The 17,657-nt window shown below is 60.6% G+C and carries 12 protein-coding genes; 8 read left to right on the top strand and 4 right to left on the bottom strand.

Annotated features, from left to right (window positions below; genetic code table 11):
- The first annotated feature begins 20 nt into the window (after nt 1-20).
- The 4 genes from DUT91_RS12490 (at nt 21) to DUT91_RS12475 (ending at nt 4,435) form a co-directional block, all read left to right on the top strand.
- Nucleotides 21-1,052 carry an amino acid ABC transporter substrate-binding protein gene (locus DUT91_RS12490; protein WP_114440752.1) on the top strand — a complete coding sequence of 344 codons (1,032 nt, stop codon included), beginning with the start codon at nt 21-23 and terminating at the stop codon, nt 1,050-1,052.
- Nucleotides 1,053-1,251: 199 nt separating this feature from the next.
- A complete protein-coding gene (locus tag DUT91_RS12485; protein ID WP_114440751.1) occupies nt 1,252-2,445 on the top strand; it encodes an amino acid ABC transporter permease in 1,194 nt (397 codons plus the stop codon).
- Between the two features lies 1 nt (nt 2,446).
- Entirely contained in the window at nt 2,447-3,616 is a 1,170-nt protein-coding gene (locus DUT91_RS12480) for an amino acid ABC transporter permease (RefSeq protein WP_114440750.1), read from the top strand.
- A 69-nt stretch (nt 3,617-3,685) separates the two neighbouring features.
- Complete coding sequence (locus DUT91_RS12475) at nt 3,686-4,435, top strand: amino acid ABC transporter ATP-binding protein (RefSeq protein ID WP_245419726.1); 750 nt, start codon at nt 3,686-3,688, stop codon at nt 4,433-4,435.
- 137 nt (nt 4,436-4,572) lie between these two features.
- On the opposite strand, the gene DUT91_RS12470 is transcribed toward DUT91_RS12475, so the two are convergent.
- Together DUT91_RS12470 and DUT91_RS12465 are read right to left on the bottom strand one after the other, a co-directional pair.
- On the bottom strand, nt 4,573-5,862 hold the full coding sequence (locus tag DUT91_RS12470; protein WP_200834958.1) for an FAD-dependent monooxygenase: 1,290 nt from the start codon (nt 5,860-5,862) through the stop codon (nt 4,573-4,575).
- Nucleotides 5,863-5,911: 49 nt separating this feature from the next.
- Nucleotides 5,912-6,166, bottom strand: a complete 255-nt coding sequence (locus DUT91_RS12465) for a zinc-finger domain-containing protein (RefSeq protein WP_114440748.1) — start codon at nt 6,164-6,166, stop codon at nt 5,912-5,914.
- A 277-nt stretch (nt 6,167-6,443) separates the two neighbouring features.
- Here DUT91_RS12465 and DUT91_RS12460 point away from each other — a divergent pair, with 277 nt between their 5' ends.
- Both DUT91_RS12460 and ppx read left to right on the top strand, forming a co-directional pair.
- Entirely contained in the window at nt 6,444-8,672 is a 2,229-nt protein-coding gene (locus tag DUT91_RS12460; RefSeq protein ID WP_200834957.1) for an RNA degradosome polyphosphate kinase, read from the top strand.
- Nucleotides 8,669-10,186 (top strand): exopolyphosphatase, encoded by a 1,518-nt coding sequence (ppx, locus tag DUT91_RS12455; RefSeq protein WP_114440747.1) that lies wholly within the window; start codon nt 8,669-8,671, stop codon nt 10,184-10,186. The genes DUT91_RS12460 and ppx overlap by 4 nt, the downstream gene beginning before the upstream one ends.
- Nucleotides 10,187-10,437: 251 nt before the next feature.
- Here the strand turns inward: ppx and rnd are convergent, their stop codons facing one another.
- Nucleotides 10,438-11,592 (bottom strand): ribonuclease D, encoded by a 1,155-nt coding sequence (rnd, locus tag DUT91_RS12450; protein WP_114441160.1) that lies wholly within the window; start codon nt 11,590-11,592, stop codon nt 10,438-10,440.
- Nucleotides 11,593-11,849: 257 nt separating this feature from the next.
- On the opposite strand from rnd, the gene aspS reads away from it, so the two are divergent.
- On the top strand, nt 11,850-13,757 hold the full coding sequence (gene aspS / locus DUT91_RS12445; RefSeq protein ID WP_114440746.1) for an aspartate--tRNA ligase: 1,908 nt from the start codon (nt 11,850-11,852) through the stop codon (nt 13,755-13,757).
- A 153-nt stretch (nt 13,758-13,910) separates the two neighbouring features.
- On the opposite strand, the gene DUT91_RS12440 is transcribed toward aspS, so the two are convergent.
- Nucleotides 13,911-15,113 (bottom strand): hypothetical protein, encoded by a 1,203-nt coding sequence (locus DUT91_RS12440; protein WP_147272179.1) that lies wholly within the window; start codon nt 15,111-15,113, stop codon nt 13,911-13,913.
- A gap of 293 nt (nt 15,114-15,406) precedes the next feature.
- Between DUT91_RS12440 and parC the strand changes: the two genes are divergently transcribed.
- Nucleotides 15,407-17,656, top strand: coding sequence for a DNA topoisomerase IV subunit A (parC, locus tag DUT91_RS12435; RefSeq protein WP_114440744.1), 2,250 nt, complete (start codon nt 15,407-15,409; stop codon nt 17,654-17,656).
- Nucleotide 17,657: the final 1 nt, after the last annotated feature.

Raw genomic sequence — 17,657 nt, 5'->3', positions numbered from 1 at the left:
ATAAAAAGGGTAATAGCCAAATGTACAAGACTGTTCTTCAAGGTGTCCTCGGCGCTGCGGCGCTCGCACTGACCGCGACGGCGGCCTCTGCTGGCACGCTGGATGACGTGAAAGCCAAGGGCTTTCTCCAGTGCGGCGTCAATACCGGTCTCGCCGGCTTTTCAGCGCCGAACGACAAGGGCGAATGGTCCGGCTTCGATGTCGATTATTGTCGCGCTGTCGCCGCGGCGATCTTTGGCGATCCCAACAAGGTCAAGTTCACGCCGCTGACGGCCAAGGAGCGCTTCACCGCGCTGCAATCGGGCGAAGTCGACGTCCTGATCCGCAACACGACCTACACCATCAGCCGCGATACGTCGCTGGGTCTCGATTTCCCCGGCGTCAACTATTATGACGGCCAGGGCTTCATGATCAACGCCAAGAAGCTGTCGGGCATCAATTCCGCGCTGCAGCTTTCGGGCGCTTCCGTATGCGTCCAGTCCGGCACGACGACCGAGCTCAACCTCGCCGATTATTTCCGCGCCAACAAGATGGAATACAACCCCGTCGTGTTCGAGAAGATCGAAGAGGTCAACGCAGCCTACGACGCCGGCCGTTGCGATGCCTACACCACGGACCAGTCGGGCCTCTATGCGATACGTCTCGGACTGGCTAATCCAGACGACCATGTCGTCCTGCCGGAGATCATCTCCAAGGAGCCGCTTGGACCTGCCGTCCGCCAGGGCGATTCGCAGTGGGGCGATGTCATCCGCTGGACCCATTACGCGCTGCTCAATGCCGAGGAATTCGGCATCACGCAGGCCAATGTCGAGGAGATGAAGAACTCCACCAATCCCGAGATCAAGCGTCTGCTCGGCAGCGAGGCGGACACCAAGATCGGCACCGATCTCGGCTTGACCAATGATTGGGTCGTCAACATCGTCAAGGGCGTGGGCAATTACGGCGAACTTTTCGAGCGCAATATCGGCGCAGGAAGCCCGCTGAAGATCGCACGCGGCCTCAATGCCCAGTGGACGAAGGGTGGTCTGCAGTACGGAATGCCGATCCGCTAAGCGTGAATCCCGGTATGGCTAAAACGGGAAGGTGGCGAATAGCTGCCTTCCCCTTTGGCCATGCCAACACATCGATCTGAGAACAGGAATGGGTTTCCAGATCGATGGTGGGTTCGATTATTTGCAGCGTCTCTATGCAGCATCATGAAGAATGCGCGGCGCTGTAACGAAAATGGGAATACAAAAATAAGAGGGGTACATGGCGTCTCAGGATATTACAGAATCCGGCCGTGAAAGCCCGGGCGTATCATGGCTGTACGACCCGAAAATCCGCGGCATAATCTATCAGGCCGTGACTTTTATCGCCATCATAGGGCTGATCTGGTGGATTGTCGGCAACACGGTTGCCAATTTGCAGCGCGCGAACATCGCCTCGGGATTCGGCTTTCTCAATGGCCGCGCCGGTTTCGATATCAGCCAGTCACCGATCGCGTATTCGAGCGATGCCACCTATGGCCGGGCGCTCCTGGTCGGCCTTCTGAATACCCTTAATGTGGCGGTCATCGGTATCGTGACCGCATCCATTCTGGGCTTCCTGATCGGTATCGGCCGGCTCTCCCGGAACTGGCTGGTCCGCAAGATCTGCCTGGTCTATGTGGAAATCTTCCGCAACGTTCCGCCCCTTCTGGTGATCTTTTTCTGGTATTTCGGCGTTTTGTCGGTGTTGCCGCAGGCGCGCGAAAGCATTTCGCTGCCGTTCAGCAGCTATCTCAACAATCGCGGCTTCTTTTTTCCCGTTGCCGTATGGGGGGAGAATGCCGGGTTGATCGGTATCGCGTTGCTGATCGGGTTGGCGCTTTCGTTCCTCGTCTTCCGTTGGGCGCGAAAGCGGCAGATGGCGACGGGGCAGATATTCCCCGTCTACCGCACCGCCGCTGCGCTCATTGTCGGACTGCCGCTGCTTGCCTTCGTCGTCACGGGCTTCCCGCTGTCGTTCGACTACCCCCAACTCGGCACCTTCAACCTGTCGGGCGGAACGCAGATAAGGCCGGAATTCCTGGCGCTCTTCCTGGCGCTTTCTTTCTATACCGCGGCCTTCATCGCCGAGATCGTGCGCGCCGGCATTCTGGGTGTCAGCAGAGGGCAGACCGAGGCTTCCTACGCTCTGGGTCTTCGTCCGGGGCAGGCGATGCGTCTTGTGGTGATCCCGCAGGCATTGCGCATCATCATTCCACCGCTCTCGAGCCAGTATCTCAATCTTACCAAGAACTCGTCGCTGGCCATCGCCATCGGCTATCCCGATCTCGTCGCCGTGGGCGGAACGATCCTCAACCAGACCGGCCAATCGATCGAAATCGTGGCCATCTGGATGGTGATCTATCTCGGCCTCAGCCTGATCACGTCAGGATTGATGAACTGGTTTAACGCTAAAATGGCCCTGGTGGAGAGATAAGATGACAAATTCCGATCTCACCCCCGATCTCAAATATGTGCGTACCGAAATGACGCACGGGATATCCCCGCCGCGCGGCGAGCACGGTCTGGCCAACTGGCTGCGCACCAATCTGTTTGCCACGCCGGTTGACGCCGCCTTGTCCGTTCTGGCCATTCTGGTCCTTGTCTGGCTGCTGCCGCCGATGATCAACTGGCTCTTCGTCAATGCTGTATGGACGGGAGCGGACCGCAGCGTCTGCACCACGGCGGCTCAAGGCGGCATCCAGCCGGAGGGCTGGTCCGGAGCCTGCTGGGCATTCGTCGATGCGAAGTTCCAGCAGTTCCTCTATGGGCGCTATCCCATTGATGAGCGCTGGCGTGTCAAGCTGGTCGCGGTGCTGTTCGTGCTGGCCCTTGTCCCGCTCCTCATCCCAAAAGTACCGCATAAGGGCCTGAACGCGCTCGTCTTCTTCTTCGTTTTCCCGATTGTCGCCTTCTTCCTGCTGGTCGGCGGCTGGTTCGGCCTTCCCTATGTCGAGACCCCGCTTTGGGGCGGCCTGCTGGTCACGCTGGTTCTCTCCTTCGTCGGCATTGCGGTTTCCCTGCCGCTCGGCATTCTCCTGGCATTGGGGCGCCGTTCGCAATTGCCTGTCATCAAGCTGTTTTCCGTCATCTTCATCGAGATGGTGCGCGGTGTGCCGCTGGTGACAGTCCTGTTCATGGCCAGCGTCATGCTGCCGCTCTTCCTGCCGCCGGGCGTCACTTTCGACAAGCTCCTGCGCGCGCTGATCGGCGTTGCCCTGTTCGCCTCCGCCTATATGGCGGAAGTGGTCCGGGGCGGTCTTCAGGCGATCCCGAAGGGGCAATATGAGGGTGCGGACTCACTTGGCCTCAATTATTGGCACAAGACCGCGCTGATCGTCCTGCCGCAGGCGCTCAAGCTGGTCATTCCCGGTATCGTCAACACCTTCATCGGCTTGTTCAAGGATACGAGCCTCGTCTACATCATCGGCATGTTCGACCTGCTCGGGATTGTCCGGCAAAACTTCGCCGATGCCAATTGGGCGTCGCCGCAGACGCCGGCGACAGGGCTGATCTTTGCCGGGTTCGTCTTCTGGATTTTCTGTTTTTCGATGTCGCGTTATTCTATGTTCATGGAACGCCGCCTCGATACAAGTCACAAGAACTAAGGGAACTTTTTGATGAAAGCTCAACAAAGCGTGGTCGATGCGGAAGAGATCAAGGTCGATCCGTCCCGCATGCAGATTTCCTCCACCGACGTGGCCATCGAGATCGTCAACATGCACAAATGGTATGGTGATTTCCATGTGCTGCGCGATATCAACCTGAAGGTGATGCGCGGCGAGCGCATCGTGGTCTGCGGCCCGTCGGGCTCAGGCAAGTCGACCATGATCCGCTGCATCAACCGGCTGGAGGAACACCAGAAGGGGAAGATCATCGTCGATGGCATCGAACTGACCAATGATCTCAAGAAGATCGATGAAGTGCGCCGGGAAGTCGGCATGGTGTTCCAGCATTTCAATCTGTTCCCGCATCTGACCATCCTGGAAAACTGCACGCTCGCGCCGATCTGGGTTCGCAAGACGCCGAAGAAGAAGGCGGAAGAACTCGCCATGCATTATCTCGAGCGCGTCAAGATCCCGGAGCAGGCCAACAAATATCCGGGCCAGCTCTCCGGCGGCCAGCAGCAGCGCGTGGCGATCGCCCGCTCGCTCTGCATGAACCCGCGCATCATGCTGTTCGACGAACCCACCTCGGCGCTCGACCCGGAAATGATCAAGGAAGTGCTCGACACCATGGTGTCGCTCGCCGAGGAAGGCATGACCATGATCTGCGTCACCCACGAGATGGGCTTCGCGCGCAAGGTGGCGAACCGCGTGATCTTCATGGACCAGGGCCAGATCGTCGAGCAGAACTCGCCGGCAGAATTCTTCGACAACCCGCAGCACGAGCGCACCAAGCTGTTCCTCAGCCAGATCCTGCATTGAGGTCATTCAGGAGGGTGTTCACGCCGTAATACCCCCCTCTGGCCTGCCGGCCTCTCCCCCTCAAGGGTGGAGATTACGCCTTCATTGGATGCAGGCTGCCAATCACCGACGTCAGAGAATAAGCACCCGGATTTGCGTCAGCCAATCTCCCCCCTTGTGGGGGAGATGCCCGGCAGGGCAGAGGGGGGTATTGCAGCCCCGACCTCGACCGGCCCAAACCCGGTTCCATCATACCCATAAAGCCAGTCCAGATCGGCAAGGAAGCGCTCCGGCGGACGTGACCGCAGAAGCATGTTGCGCCCAAGCGCGAATGGCCCGGCGGCGTGATATGCGAAGCGGTTCAGCAAACCACGCCTGGTGACGCTTGCGATCCGCGTCAGCCGCGCACGGTTAAAACGGGCGAGCGACGCCGGCCAGCCGGTTTCCTCGCCGGATAACGCCGCCGCAAGCGCGCAGGCATCCTCGATTGCCATCGCCGCGCCCTGTGCCGCGAAAGGCGTCATGGCGTGCGCCGCATCGCCCAGAAGCACCACCCGCTCGCTCAAGGTGAAGTGCGGATGGGCGATCTGAAAAAGCGGCCAGAATGTCCATTGCTCCGCCGCACGGATGACATCATGGATGGCACGGTGCCACCCCGAGAAAGCGGCGGAAAGCGCAATGCTGTCGCCTTGGGAGGACCATTCGCGGCCAGGATCGCGCCCTTTGGTAATGGCGACGAAGTTGAAGGATTTCCCGGCCCTGACGGGGTAGGCGATGAAATGCACGCCACGGCCAAGCCATGCCGAAACGCTGTTGCCTTCCGGCAGCAGGTTTTCGAAAGCCTGCGGCAGGGCCGCGCGCGGCAGGCTTGCCCGCCAGGCGATGTGGCCGGTGAAGGCGGCGCCCGGGCGATGCTCCCCGGCGGAGCGCCGTGTCGACCATACGCCGTCACAGCCGAGCAGCAGCGCGCCGCGATGTTCCTCGATGCGGTCTCCGGCGTCGATCTGCACCGTCGCTCCGTCCTGGTCTGCGCGATGGGAAACAACGTTCGAGCCGAGGCTGAGCGTGATGTCGGGGTGTTCGCTGACCGCGGCGACCAGCGCGGCCTGCAGATCGGCGCGATGGCAGACGAGATAGGGAGCGTTCCAGCGGGCTTCCGCCGCATCGCCGAGTGCCATGCGCAGGAGGGTTTCGCCGCTTGTTCCGTTTTGCAGATAGAGGGCGTCGGGGATGACCGCATGCGCCATGAGACGCTCGAGCACGCCGAGGCGGGCGAGCAGACGCGTGGCATTGGGGGCAAGCTGCAGGCCGGCGCCGACATCCGAAAGCCGGGGCGTCTTGTCGAAAATGGCGACGGAAAAACCTTTCGCCGCAAACGCCAGCGCCGCCGTCAACCCGGCAATGCCGGCGCCTGATATGATGATACGGTGCGCGGCGGAAGCTGTCATGATCTTGGCTGCAGCTCCACGTTCCACGCGCCCGGTTTTATCGCGCCGATCAGACCGCCTTGAGGTCCGCTTCGACATAAAGGCAGCCGGCGGGAATGGTCTCTTTCGGGCCAAGCGCCGGATTGTAGCGATAGAGCGTCGAGCAATAGGGGCAGACGATCTCCGCTTCGTCGCCCATGTCGAGATAGACATGCGGATGGTCGAAGGGCGGGTTGGCGCCGACGCACATGAATTCCTTCACGCCGATTTCGACGACGGGATGACCGGCATCATTGTGGAAATGAGGAATACCATGATCGGACATGTTGCGCTCCAGCGTCCGGAGCGCCGCGCGTCGTATGCGCAAGGGACGCCCCAACCATTTTGAATTGACCGATGATCCCTGGAAGGCGATTTCTTCTCCGGGATCATGCTATAATCAGCGTGTGTGTTACCGCGATTGATGTGTTTTCGGAAGTGATTTGTATCAATTCGCGAGACATTTCAAGCCGAGTGCTATCAAACTGTCATAAGACTTTCATAGGTTCCGTGACCGATCCGGACCGTCTGAGGTGGGCCGGACAGAACCGGAGTGGGATGAGATGAACGAAGCGAACACGAGTGCAATTGAGGAAGCCGCGACCAGGATCGAAATGGAGGCCGCCGCCGCGCCGGGAGAACCTTCCCTGCTGGAAAGCCCGGACCGTTTCGTCAATCGCGAGTTTTCGTGGCTGCAGTTCAACGCCCGTGTGCTGGAGGAGGCCCGCAACGCAAAGCAGCCGCTTCTGGAGCGCGTGCGCTTCCTCTCCATTTCGGCGGCCAATCTCGATGAGTTCTTCATGGTCCGCATTGCCGGTCTCGCCGGGCAGGTGCGCGCCGGCATCGCAACGCGCAGCGCCGACGGCCGCACGCCGCAGGAACAACTCGATTTCGTGCTGGAAGAGGTGAGTAGCCTCCAGGCGGCGCAGCAGGAGAATTTGCACAGCCTTCTCGAGGAGCTTACCCGCGAGAATATCGAGATCGTCAAACCCGAGGCGCTGACCAGGAGCGAAAAACTCTGGCTGGAAGACCATTTTCTCGAGACGATCTTTCCTGTCCTCACACCCCTGTCGATCGACCCGGCGCATCCCTTTCCGTTCATTCCCAATCTCGGCTTCTCCATGGCCCTGCAGCTTGCCCGCCGTGCCGACAATCAGCCGATGACAGCGCTCTTGCGCCTGCCGGTGGCGCTGAAGCGCTTCATCCCGCTTCCCACCGAAAACAGCCAATTCCGGTTCATCTCGCTGGAAAACGCGGTGGGCCTTTTCATTGGCAAGCTTTTCCCGGGTTATGAGGTGAAGGGCGCTGGCACCTTCCGCATCATCCGCGACAGCGATATCGAGGTCGAGGAGGAGGCGGAGGATCTGGTGCGCCTGTTCGAAAGTGCGCTGAAGCGCCGCCGCCGCGGCCAGGTCATCCGCATCGAGTTCGACAGCGAGATGCCGGAGCCTCTGCGCATCTTCGTCGCCAGCGAACTCGCCGTACCGGAAAACCGCATCAGCGTGCTGAAGGGCCTGCTGGCGCTCAACATGATCTCCGAAATCGTCTCTGTGCCGCGCGCCGACCTGAAATTCGTGCCCTACAACCCGCGCTTCCCCGAGCGTATTCGGGAGCATGGCGGCGATTGCTTCGCAGCGATCCGCGAAAAGGATATCGTCGTTCACCATCCCTATGAATCATTCGACGTAGTGGTGCAGTTCCTGCGCCAGGCGGCGGCCGATCCCGAAGTTCTGGCGATCAAGCAGACGCTCTACAGGACCTCGAACGACAGCCCCATCGTCCGCGCGCTGGTCGATGCGGCGGAAGCCGGGAAATCGGTGACGGCGCTGGTCGAGCTGAAGGCGCGCTTCGACGAGGAGGCCAATATCCGCTGGGCGCGCGATCTGGAGCGGGCCGGCGTTCAGGTCGTCTTCGGGTTCATCGAGTTGAAGACCCATGCGAAGATGTCGCTGGTGGTGCGCCGCGAGGATGCAAAGCTGAGAACCTATGTGCATCTCGGCACCGGCAACTACCATCCGATCACCGCGCGCATTTACACCGATCTTTCCTTCTTCACGAGTGATCCGGTCATCGCGCGAGATGTCTCCCACCTTTTCAATTTCATCACCGGCTATGCGCAGCCTGCCGAAGAGATGAGCATCGCTGTTTCGCCGCTGACATTGCGGGACCGAATCCTGAAGCACATCGATGACGAGATCGCCCATGCGAAGGCCGGCCGGCCTGCCGCCATCTGGATGAAGATGAACTCGCTCGTTGATCCACAGATTATTGATGCCCTCTATCGGGCGAGCCAGGGCGGGGTGGAAATCGATCTGGTGGTGCGCGGCATTTGCTGCCTGAGGCCGAAGGTCACCGGGCTTTCCGACAATATCAGGGTCAAGTCCATCGTCGGCCGCTTCCTCGAACACAGCCGCATTTTCTGCTTTGGCAACGGTCACGGCCTGCCTTCGGAGAAGGCGATCCTCTATATCGGCTCCGCCGACATGATGCCGCGCAATCTCGATCGCCGGGTGGAGACACTGGTGCCGATCACCAATGCGACGGTGCATCAGCAGGTGCTCTCGCAGATCATGCTCGCCAACATCATTGACAATCAGCAGAGCTACGAACTACTTGCCGATGGTACCTCCCGCCGGATAAAACCTGCCGAGGGGGAAGAAGCCTTCAACGCGCAGGAATATTTCATGACCAATCCAAGCCTGTCAGGGCGCGGTAAATCGCTGAAATCCTCGGCGCCGCGCCTGATTGCCCATCGCAAGCGCGCCAGAGCCGAGAGAAACAGGACCGCATGAGTCTTCCTCTGGCTCAGGGACGCCTCAAAGGGCGCCAGCCTGTCGCTGTCATCGATATCGGATCAAACTCGGTCCGCCTCGTCGTCTATGAAGGCGTCGTCCGCTCGCCGACGGTGCTTTTCAACGAGAAGATCCTGTGCGGTCTCGGCAAGGGACTGGCGAGGAGCGGCCGGCTCAACGATAAATCTGTCGACAGCGCATTGAAGGCGCTGCGACGCTTCCGGGCGCTCTCTGAACAGGCCGGGGCCTCGTCGCTGCACGCGCTGGCCACCGCAGCCGCGCGCGAGGCGGAGAACGGCCCGGCCTTCATCGCGGAGGCCGAAGCCGTTCTGGGCGAACACATCCAGGTGCTTACCGGCAAGGAAGAGGCTTATTATTCCGCCCTCGGCGTCATCTCCGGCTTCCATAATCCCGACGGAATAGCCGGCGATCTCGGCGGCGGCAGCCTCGAACTGGTCGATGTCCGCGGCTACACCATAGGCGACGGCATCACGCTTCCCCTAGGCGGGCTTCGCCTTCAGGATCTGTCGAACGGAAAGCCTGCGGAAGCGGCCAAGATCGCCCGTGAACAACTCGCCAAGGCTACGCTTCTGGAGCAGGGCGAGGGCCGCATCTTCTATGCGGTCGGCGGCACATGGCGAAACCTCGCCAAGCTGCATATGAGCGCCAAACATTATCCGCTGCATATCATGCACGCCTACGAGATCGACCCGCACGAAGCGCATAACTTCCTGCTCCGCGTCGCCAGGGGCGATGTCGACCATATGCGCGGCATCGAAGCGGTATCGAAAAGCCGCCGGCAATTGCTGTCCTATGGATCGACGGTGCTTCTGGAAACCGTGCGCCGGATGAAGCCGTCGAAGATCGTCTTTTCAGCGCTCGGCGTGCGCGAGGGCTACCTCTATTCGCTCCTGTCCAAGCAGGAACAGCGGGCCGACCCGCTGCTGGCCGCGGCGGAGGAGACGGCCATTCTGCGCGCCCGTTCGCCGCGTCACGCGCATGAGCTCGCCGACTGGACCGAAAAGGCTTTCGCCGCGCTCGGGTTCGACGAGACCAGCGACGAAGCGCGCTACCGCAAGGCTGCCTGTCTGCTCGCCGATATCAGTTGGCGGGCACACCCCGATTATCGCGGGTCGCAGGCGCTTAACCTCATCGCGCATGGCTCGTTCGGCGGCATCGATCATCCCGGACGCTCCTACATGGCGCTTGCCAATTACTTTCGGCACGAGGGCGTGGTGGATGATGCGGTAGCGCCGGAAATCCTCGCGCTGGCCACGCCGAGGCTTCGCGAGCGGGCAAAGCTGCTGGGTGCTCTCCTGCGCGTCGTCTATCTCCTGTCGGCATCAATGCCCGGCATCATTCCGCACCTGCAATGGCGAGAAACCGAAAACGGTGGTCTGGAACTGCTGGTCCCCCGGAGCCATGGCGATCTCGTAGCCGAACGCCCGGAAGCCCGGCTGCAGCATCTGGCGAAACTCGTGGGGCGGGAGTTGCATCTGGCAGTTGGGGATTAGCGCATTTCAGACTGAAGTGGAAAGGCTGGCGGGACAGCGCCCCCTCTGTCCTGCCGGACATATCCCCAGCATTGGGGGGAGATCGTGCCTTCATCCACATTGCTGCTAATCGCAGACGTCGACGGTAAGCACCGCTATCGATGCAAGCCAATCTCCTCGTTGCGGGGGAGATGGCCGCCCCTCGATAAGTTCAGGAGGGCAGAGGGGGGTGCGTCAAGCCCGCAACGCTAGACCAGGTCCACCCAACCACTTCAATCCAGCGTAACCGCCGTGATTCGACGGTTCACGAATTTGATTCCGATCTCGCCGCTGATGAGCTTCAGCGCCTTTTCGCCAAAGACCTCGCGGCGCCAGCCATGCAGCGCGGCGACGTCGGCGTTTTCGCCTTCGGCGGCGATTCTGTCGATATCGTCGGAATTGGCGACGATCTTGGCGGCGACGCCATATTCCTCGGTGACCAGCTTCAATAGCACCTTGAGGAGATCGGCTGCCGCGCCGGCGCCTTCCGGCGAATGCGATTGTTTCGGCAATCGCGGCATCTGGTCCCGCGGTATCGCCAGCGCCTCATTGACGACGGCGATCAGTCCGGTGGCCTGTCCGGAGCGTTCCCAGCCCTTCGGAATGGTCCTGAGCCGCCCGAGTGTCTCGGCGTCTATCGGCTGCTGCTGGGCGATCTCATAGATCGTGTCGTCCTTGATGACGCGGCCGCGAGGCACGTTGCGCTCGCGCGCCTCGCGTTCCCGCCAGGCTGCGACGGCTTGCATCACCGCGAGTTCCTGCGGCTTGCGCAACCGGGACTTCAGGCGCTTCCATGCGTCGTCGGGGTGGAGGTCATAGGTCTCACGCGCGGTCAGGATTCCCATTTCCTCGCTGACCCAATCGGAGCGACCCTCCTCTTCGAGCTTCGCCTTCAGGTGCAGATAGATGTCCCGGAGATAGGTGACATCCGCCAGCGCGTATTCGAGCTGCTTGTCCGAAAGCGGCCGCCGGCGCCAGTCGGTAAAGCGGGAGGACTTGTCGAGATTGACGCCGGTCACCCGGTTGACGAGCTGATCGTAGGAGATCGCATCGCCGAAGCCGCAGACCATGGCGGCGACCTGCGTGTCGAACACCGGGTGCGGAATGAGATTGCCCAAATGGAAGATAATCTCGATATCCTGCCGCGCGGCATGGAACACCTTCATCACCTTTTCATCGGCCATCAGCGCGAAGAAAGGCGTGAGGTCGAGTTCCGGCGCCAGCGCGTCGATCAGCGCCGCATGGTCGGGCGAAGCCATCTGGATGAGGCATAGCTCAGGCCAGAATGTCGTCTCCCTAATGAACTCGGTATCGATTGTAATGAAATCGGATTTCGAAAGGGCGGAAACGGCCTCTTCGAGGCCTTTTGTCGTGGTAATCAGGTTCATGAATTTTTCTATAACCAATGCAAAAAGATTTGTCGCGGGCGAATGCACATTTTGTCTTTATGAGGGCAACGAAGGCAAGGTTTGCCGGACGCCCCTGATGACACCTTGACAAAACCAAGCCAAAATGCGCTTGTCCGCCGGAATTTTAGAGCATGATCCCGAACGAGTTGCAGAGTTTCGGACAAGGTCATGCGGCTGGAATAAAGCGCCTAAGCGCAGTCATCTGTGCATCATTTCCAAATTCAGAGGCAGACATCATGCACCGTTACCGCAGCCACACCTGCGCAGCCCTTCGCAAGTCGGACGTCGGCTCGACCGTCCGCCTGTCAGGCTGGGTTCATCGCGTCCGCGACCACGGCGGAATTCTCTTCATCGATCTGCGCGATCATTACGGCCTGACGCAGATCGTCGCCGATCCCGATTCGCCGGCGTTCAAGGTCGCCGAAACGGTTCGCGGCGAATGGGTGATCCGCGTCGATGGCGAGGTGAAGGCCCGCACCGGCGACACCATCAATTCCGGCCTGCCGACGGGCGAGGTCGAGATTTTCGCGCGCGAGATCGAAGTGCTGTCGACGGCGAAGGAACTGCCGCTGCCGGTGTTCGGCGAGCCGGATTATCCCGAGGATATCCGCCTCAAATACCGCTTCCTCGACCTGCGCCGCGAGACGCTGCACAAGAACATCATGAGCCGCACAAGCATCATCGCGGCCATGCGCCGGCGCATGGGCGAGGTGGGCTTCACAGAATTCTCGACGCCGATCCTGACCGCGTCCTCGCCCGAAGGCGCACGCGACTTCCTGGTGCCGAGCCGCATTCATCCGGGCAAGTTCTATGCGCTGCCGCAGGCGCCGCAGCAGTACAAGCAGCTCATCATGATGTCCGGCTTCGACCGCTATTTCCAGATCGCGCCCTGCTTCCGCGACGAAGACCCGCGCGCCGACCGCCTGCCGGGCGAGTTCTACCAGCTCGACGTGGAAATGAGCTTCGTCGAGCAGGAAGATATCCTGACGACCATGGAGCCCGTACTCAAGGGCGTCTTCGAGGAATTCGCCGGCGGCAAGCCGGTGACGCAGAAATTCCCGCGCATTGCTTATGATGAGGCCATGCGCAAATACGGCTCCGACAAGCCGGACCTGCGCAATCCGATCATCATGGAAGCGGTGACGGAGCATTTCGCCGGTTCCGGCTTCAAGGTCTTCGCCAACATGATCGCCAGCGATTCGAAGGTGGAAGTCTGGGCAATCCCGGCAAAGCGTCGGAAAACCGATCACGAGCCAATCGGTCGGGCTTTTTGTGACCGAATGAATGGTTGGGCCCAATCGGAAGGCCAGCCAGGATTAGGCTACATCTTCTGGCGCAAGCCAGAAAATCCACTCGCGATTTCCAACGAAGAATTCAATGAATTTGATAGCAACGAGCAATTTGCACAACGGAAACGCCAAGAGGATGCAGCGCAAGAGGCGCTTCCAAAGTTCGAAGGCGCAGGCCCGCTCGCCAAAAATATAGGCCCGGAGCGTACCGAGGCGATACGCAAACAACTGGGCCTTGAGGCTGGCGACGCCTGCTTCTTCGTCGCCGGCGACCCGAAGAAATTCGTCGCCTTTGCCGGCGCTGCACGCACCCGCGTCGGCGAGGAACTGAACCTCGTCGACCGCGACCGGTTCGAATTGTGCTGGATCATCGATTTCCCGTTCTATGAGTGGAACGAGGACGAGAAGAAGGTGGATTTCGGCCATAACCCGTTCTCCATGCCACAGGGCGGCATCGAGGCGCTTGAGGGAGCGGATCCGCTGTCCATCAAGGCGTTCCAGTACGACATGGTCTGCAATGGCTTCGAGATCGCATCCGGCGGCATCCGCAACCATCTGCCGGAAACCATGGTCAAGGCGTTCGAGATCGTCGGCTTCGATCGGGAAGCGGTGGAGGAGCGCTTCGGCGGCCTCTATCGCGCTTTCCAGTACGGCGCACCGCCACATGGCGGCATGGCGGCCGGCATCGACCGCATCGTGATGCTGCTGGTCGGCGCGAAGAACCTGCGTGAGATCACCATGTTCCCGATGAACCAGCAGGCCTACGATCTGCTGATGAACGCGCCGTCCGAAGCAACGCCGGCACAGCTGCGCGACCTGCATATCCGGCTCAGCCCGGTGAAGAAAGACGCGTAACGACGGTCATAACCGATTCAGATAGTTACAAAAAAGCCCGGCAGCGATGCCGGGCTTTTTGGGGAATCATGTTGTCGAACGGATTGGCGCTTCTTCTCACCCCCTCTGGCAGGCCAGAGGGGGTAATAGCACCCGCATCCAAAACCACTCCGCCTACTTATTCGCCGTGACCGTCACGCCGAGCACATCCGGCAGCTTTTCCGGCTGCGCCGTGCCGGTGGCCATCAAAATGGCGACAGGAACGGGCGAGGGGGGCGCTGCGCGGATTTCAAGCGATTTCGGGTTGTCGAGATAGGCGCTCACCGCCTCGGTCACCTGGCTTGCGAATGCGGCATTCCGCAACTGTCCGGCGAACAGCGGCAGGACGGCCTTCATCTGGTTGACCAAGGTTGAGCGTTCAGCGCCCTGCTGCTTGGCGTAATAATCCAGAACCTTGTTGGTGAGCGAGGCGTCGTCGAAACGCACCGTCGCGCCGCTGACCGTCAATTGCTGCAGGAGCCCGAGCATCGCAAGCCCGCCGGCCTCGCTGTCAGGATCGGCGGCGATCATCGCCTGCGCTTGCTGCAGCTCCTTCATGAAATCAAGTGTGTAGCCGCCGAGATCGAATTTCAGACCGAGCGTCCCGCCATCGTCCATGACGAGGTCGAACTGGTTGAGCTGGAAGCGCCCATCCGACACCGACCATGTCCCCTTCGAATCGATATGGCCGTTGATCTTCTGGTAGCCCAGCGCCGTCAGCGTCTCCTTTGCCTTCGAAGGCTGGATCTTGCTCAGATCGACGGCGATCTTGTCGACATCCCAGGTATAGTCGATCGGTTGGCCTTCCTTGTAGGGCGAGATTGTAGCCACGATATCCTGCAGCGTGGCAACGTCGTTACCCTCATGTGTCAAAATCATCTGATCGATTTCGGCCTTCTCGTAATAGACAACGCTGGCCAGCGGACCGGTCGAGCCCTTGGCCGCAAGACGAAGATTGTCGAGCTCCATGCCCTTGAGTGCAATGGTCATGCCCCCGAAGGGGACCGACATGTCGGGCACATCCGCCTTGCCGATCTGGTAGCCGCCGTCCGGCGCGTCCGAGACGTCGCTGAGCACGATATCGCCGACATTGAAGGGTTTTTCCGTAGCGGGCGTGCCCGGTGCTTTGACCGAGACACCCTTCAGGGTCACTGTCGAGCCGCTGGTTTCCACGCTCTGATAGTTGAGTTCGCTGCCTTGCGTGGCCTGGAGTTCCTTCAGACGCTCCGCCACGGCATTGCCGTCGAATGCAAAGGCCGATCCGGCCATCAGGAGTGACAGCGCGGACGCCGCCGCAAGATTGCGTGCCGTTGATTTCAGCGGGGATAGGGCGGACATGGCGACTTCCTCATTGGACGGTGAGCGTTTTTCTACAATATCGCCCCCGGATTCGAAATGGTTTTCCGAGAGCTGGTGCAGGTTCAATCGCTTGGGATAATGGCATAGGCGGGGCCGATTGGCCCGCATTCTCATCAACCGCGGTTAAAAGTGCGTGCCAAAAGGCTTCGCTCGATCCCATATCCGGCGCGAGAAACCGAATCGCGTTGGATTGTGCGGAAAAACACGGCCCAAAACCTGCATTCGCGCCATATTGACTTGCCGCAGAATCACCCGCTTGCTAACCCCTTTCCATGGGAAAAAGCCTGATTCCGCCTGATGGTGGGCACGACAACATAGAACCGGTCGACCTGAAGTCGGCGCTGGAAGAGCGTTATCTCGCATACGCGCTTTCGACCATCATGCACCGCGCGCTTCCCGATGTGCGCGACGGCCTGAAGCCCGTGCATCGCCGCATCATGCACGCGATGCGGCTTCTGCGCCTCAATCCCGATTCCGCCTATGCCAAATGCGCCCGCATCGTCGGCGACGTCATGGGCAAATACCATCCGCATGGCGATCAGGCGATCTATGACGCACTCGTCCGTCTGGCGCAGGATTTCGCGGTGCGTTATCCCCTGGTCGACGGGCAGGGCAATTTCGGCAATATCGATGGCGATAACGCCGCCGCCATGCGCTATACCGAAGCGCGCATGACCGATGTGGCGATGCTGCTTCTCGACGGCATCACCGAAGACGCGATCGATTTCCGCCCGACCTATAATGAAGAGGACGAGGAGCCGGTCGTCCTTCCCGGCGCCTTTCCGAACATACTGGCGAACGGCTCCTCCGGTATCGCCGTCGGCATGGCGACATCCATCCCCCCGCACAATGTCGCCGAACTCTGCGATGCCGCACTTCACCTGATCGAGAAGCCGGACGCCGCCGTTGACGAGCTCGTCGCCATGGTGCCTGGCCCGGATTTCCCGACCGGTGGCATTCTGGTCGAGCCGCCGGAACAGATCCGTGAAGCCTACCGGACGGGCAGGGGCTCGTTCCGCCTGCGCGCACGCTGGCACAAGGAGGACGGCGGGCGCGGCACGTGGGTCGTGGTCGTCACCGAAATTCCCTATCAGGTGCAGAAATCGCGCCTGATCGAGAAGATTGCCGAACTGCTCATCGCCAAGAAGCTGCCGCTGCTGGACGATGTGCGCGACGAATCCACGGAAGACGTGCGCGTCGTTCTGGAGCCGAAGAACCGCTCGGTCGATCCTGAACTGCTGATGGAATCGCTGTTCAAGCTGACCGACCTGGAAAACCGCTTCCCGCTCAACATGAACGTCCTGTCGCAGGGCAAGGTGCCGAACGTCCTGTCGCTGCGCGACGTGCTGAAACAGTGGCTCGAACACCGCAAGGAGGTGCTGGTCCGCCGTTCGCGCTACAGGCTCGCTGAGATCGAGAAGCGGCTGGAAGTGCTCGCCGGCTATCTCATCGCCTATCTCAACCTCGACGAGGTGATCCGCATCATCCGCCAGGAGGATCATCCCAAGCAGGTATTGATGGAGACGTTCAGCCTGACCGACAATCAGGCCGAGGCGATTCTCAACATGCGCCTGCGCTCGCTGCGCAAGCTCGAGGAGTTCGAAATCCGCAAGGAGTTCGATGGGCTGACGACCGAAAAGAAGCAGATCGAGGAGCTTCTGGCCTCGGATGCCAAGCAATGGCAGACGATCGGCTGGGAAATTGCCAATGTCCGCAAAAAATATGGGCCGGAGACGCCGCTCGGCAAGCGCCGCACGACATTCGCCGAAGCGCCGAGCCACGATCTCGACGACATTCATCATGCGATGATCGAGAAGGAGCCGGTCACGATCGTGGTCTCCGAAAAGGGCTGGCTGCGCGCGATGAAGGGGCATCTGGCCGATTTCACGACGCTGACCTTCAAGGAGGGCGACAAGCTCAAGCTCGCCTTCCATGCCGAGACGACCGACAAGATCCTGATCTTCACCACCGGCGGCAAGTTCTACACCATCGGCGCCAACACGCTGCCCGGCGGGCGCGGCCATGGCGAGCCGATCCGCATCATGGTCGACATGGAGAACGACCAGGATATCGTGACGGCCTTCGTGCACGATCCCGCGGCCAAGCTGCTTCTGGCTTCCTATGAGGGCAACGGCTTCATCATTCCCGAGACGGAAACGGTGGCCAATACCCGCAAGGGCAAGCAGATCATGAACGTGAAGGCGCCCGACGAGGCCAAGATCTGCAGCCGCATTACGGGCGATCATCTCGCCATTGTCGGCGAAAACCGCAAGCTGCTGGTGTTTCCTCTCACGGAAATTCCGGAAATGGGCCGCGGCAAGGGCGTTCGCCTGCAGAAATACAAGGATGGCGGCATTTCCGATCTCCGCACATTCGCGCTTGCGCAAGGGTTGACCTGGCAGGACGCTGCCGACCGCACCTTCACCCGCAGCAAGGATGAACTGGCCGAATGGATCGCCGCCCGCGCCACCGCCGGACGCATGGTGCCCAAAGGCTTCCCGCGTTCGGGGAAATTCTCCTGAT

The sequence above is a fragment of the Paramesorhizobium salinisoli genome (assembly GCF_003335045.1).
Taxonomy (GTDB): domain Bacteria; phylum Pseudomonadota; class Alphaproteobacteria; order Rhizobiales; family Rhizobiaceae; genus Paramesorhizobium; species Paramesorhizobium salinisoli.
This window is presented reverse-complemented; position numbering and strand designations above follow the sequence as displayed.

What these genes read in the sequence shown, in the direction of transcription:
- DUT91_RS12490 (WP_114440752.1), top strand. Translation starts at nt 21, where the DNA reads ATGTACAAGACTGTTCTTCAAGGTGTCCTCGGCGCTGCGGCGCTCGCA.
- DUT91_RS12485 (WP_114440751.1), top strand. Translation starts at nt 1,252, where the DNA reads ATGGCGTCTCAGGATATTACAGAATCCGGCCGTGAAAGCCCGGGCGTA.
- DUT91_RS12480 (WP_114440750.1), top strand. Translation starts at nt 2,447, where the DNA reads ATGACAAATTCCGATCTCACCCCCGATCTCAAATATGTGCGTACCGAA.
- DUT91_RS12475 (WP_245419726.1), top strand. Translation starts at nt 3,686, where the DNA reads ATGCAGATTTCCTCCACCGACGTGGCCATCGAGATCGTCAACATGCAC.
- DUT91_RS12470 (WP_200834958.1), bottom strand. Translation starts at nt 5,862, where the DNA reads ATGACAGCTTCCGCCGCGCACCGTATCATCATATCAGGCGCCGGCATT.
- DUT91_RS12465 (WP_114440748.1), bottom strand. Translation starts at nt 6,166, where the DNA reads ATGTCCGATCATGGTATTCCTCATTTCCACAATGATGCCGGTCATCCC.
- DUT91_RS12460 (WP_200834957.1), top strand. Translation starts at nt 6,444, where the DNA reads ATGAACGAAGCGAACACGAGTGCAATTGAGGAAGCCGCGACCAGGATC.
- ppx (WP_114440747.1), top strand. Translation starts at nt 8,669, where the DNA reads ATGAGTCTTCCTCTGGCTCAGGGACGCCTCAAAGGGCGCCAGCCTGTC.
- rnd (WP_114441160.1), bottom strand. Translation starts at nt 11,592, where the DNA reads ATGAACCTGATTACCACGACAAAAGGCCTCGAAGAGGCCGTTTCCGCC.
- aspS (WP_114440746.1), top strand. Translation starts at nt 11,850, where the DNA reads ATGCACCGTTACCGCAGCCACACCTGCGCAGCCCTTCGCAAGTCGGAC.
- DUT91_RS12440 (WP_147272179.1), bottom strand. Translation starts at nt 15,113, where the DNA reads ATGTCCGCCCTATCCCCGCTGAAATCAACGGCACGCAATCTTGCGGCG.
- parC (WP_114440744.1), top strand. Translation starts at nt 15,407, where the DNA reads ATGGGAAAAAGCCTGATTCCGCCTGATGGTGGGCACGACAACATAGAA.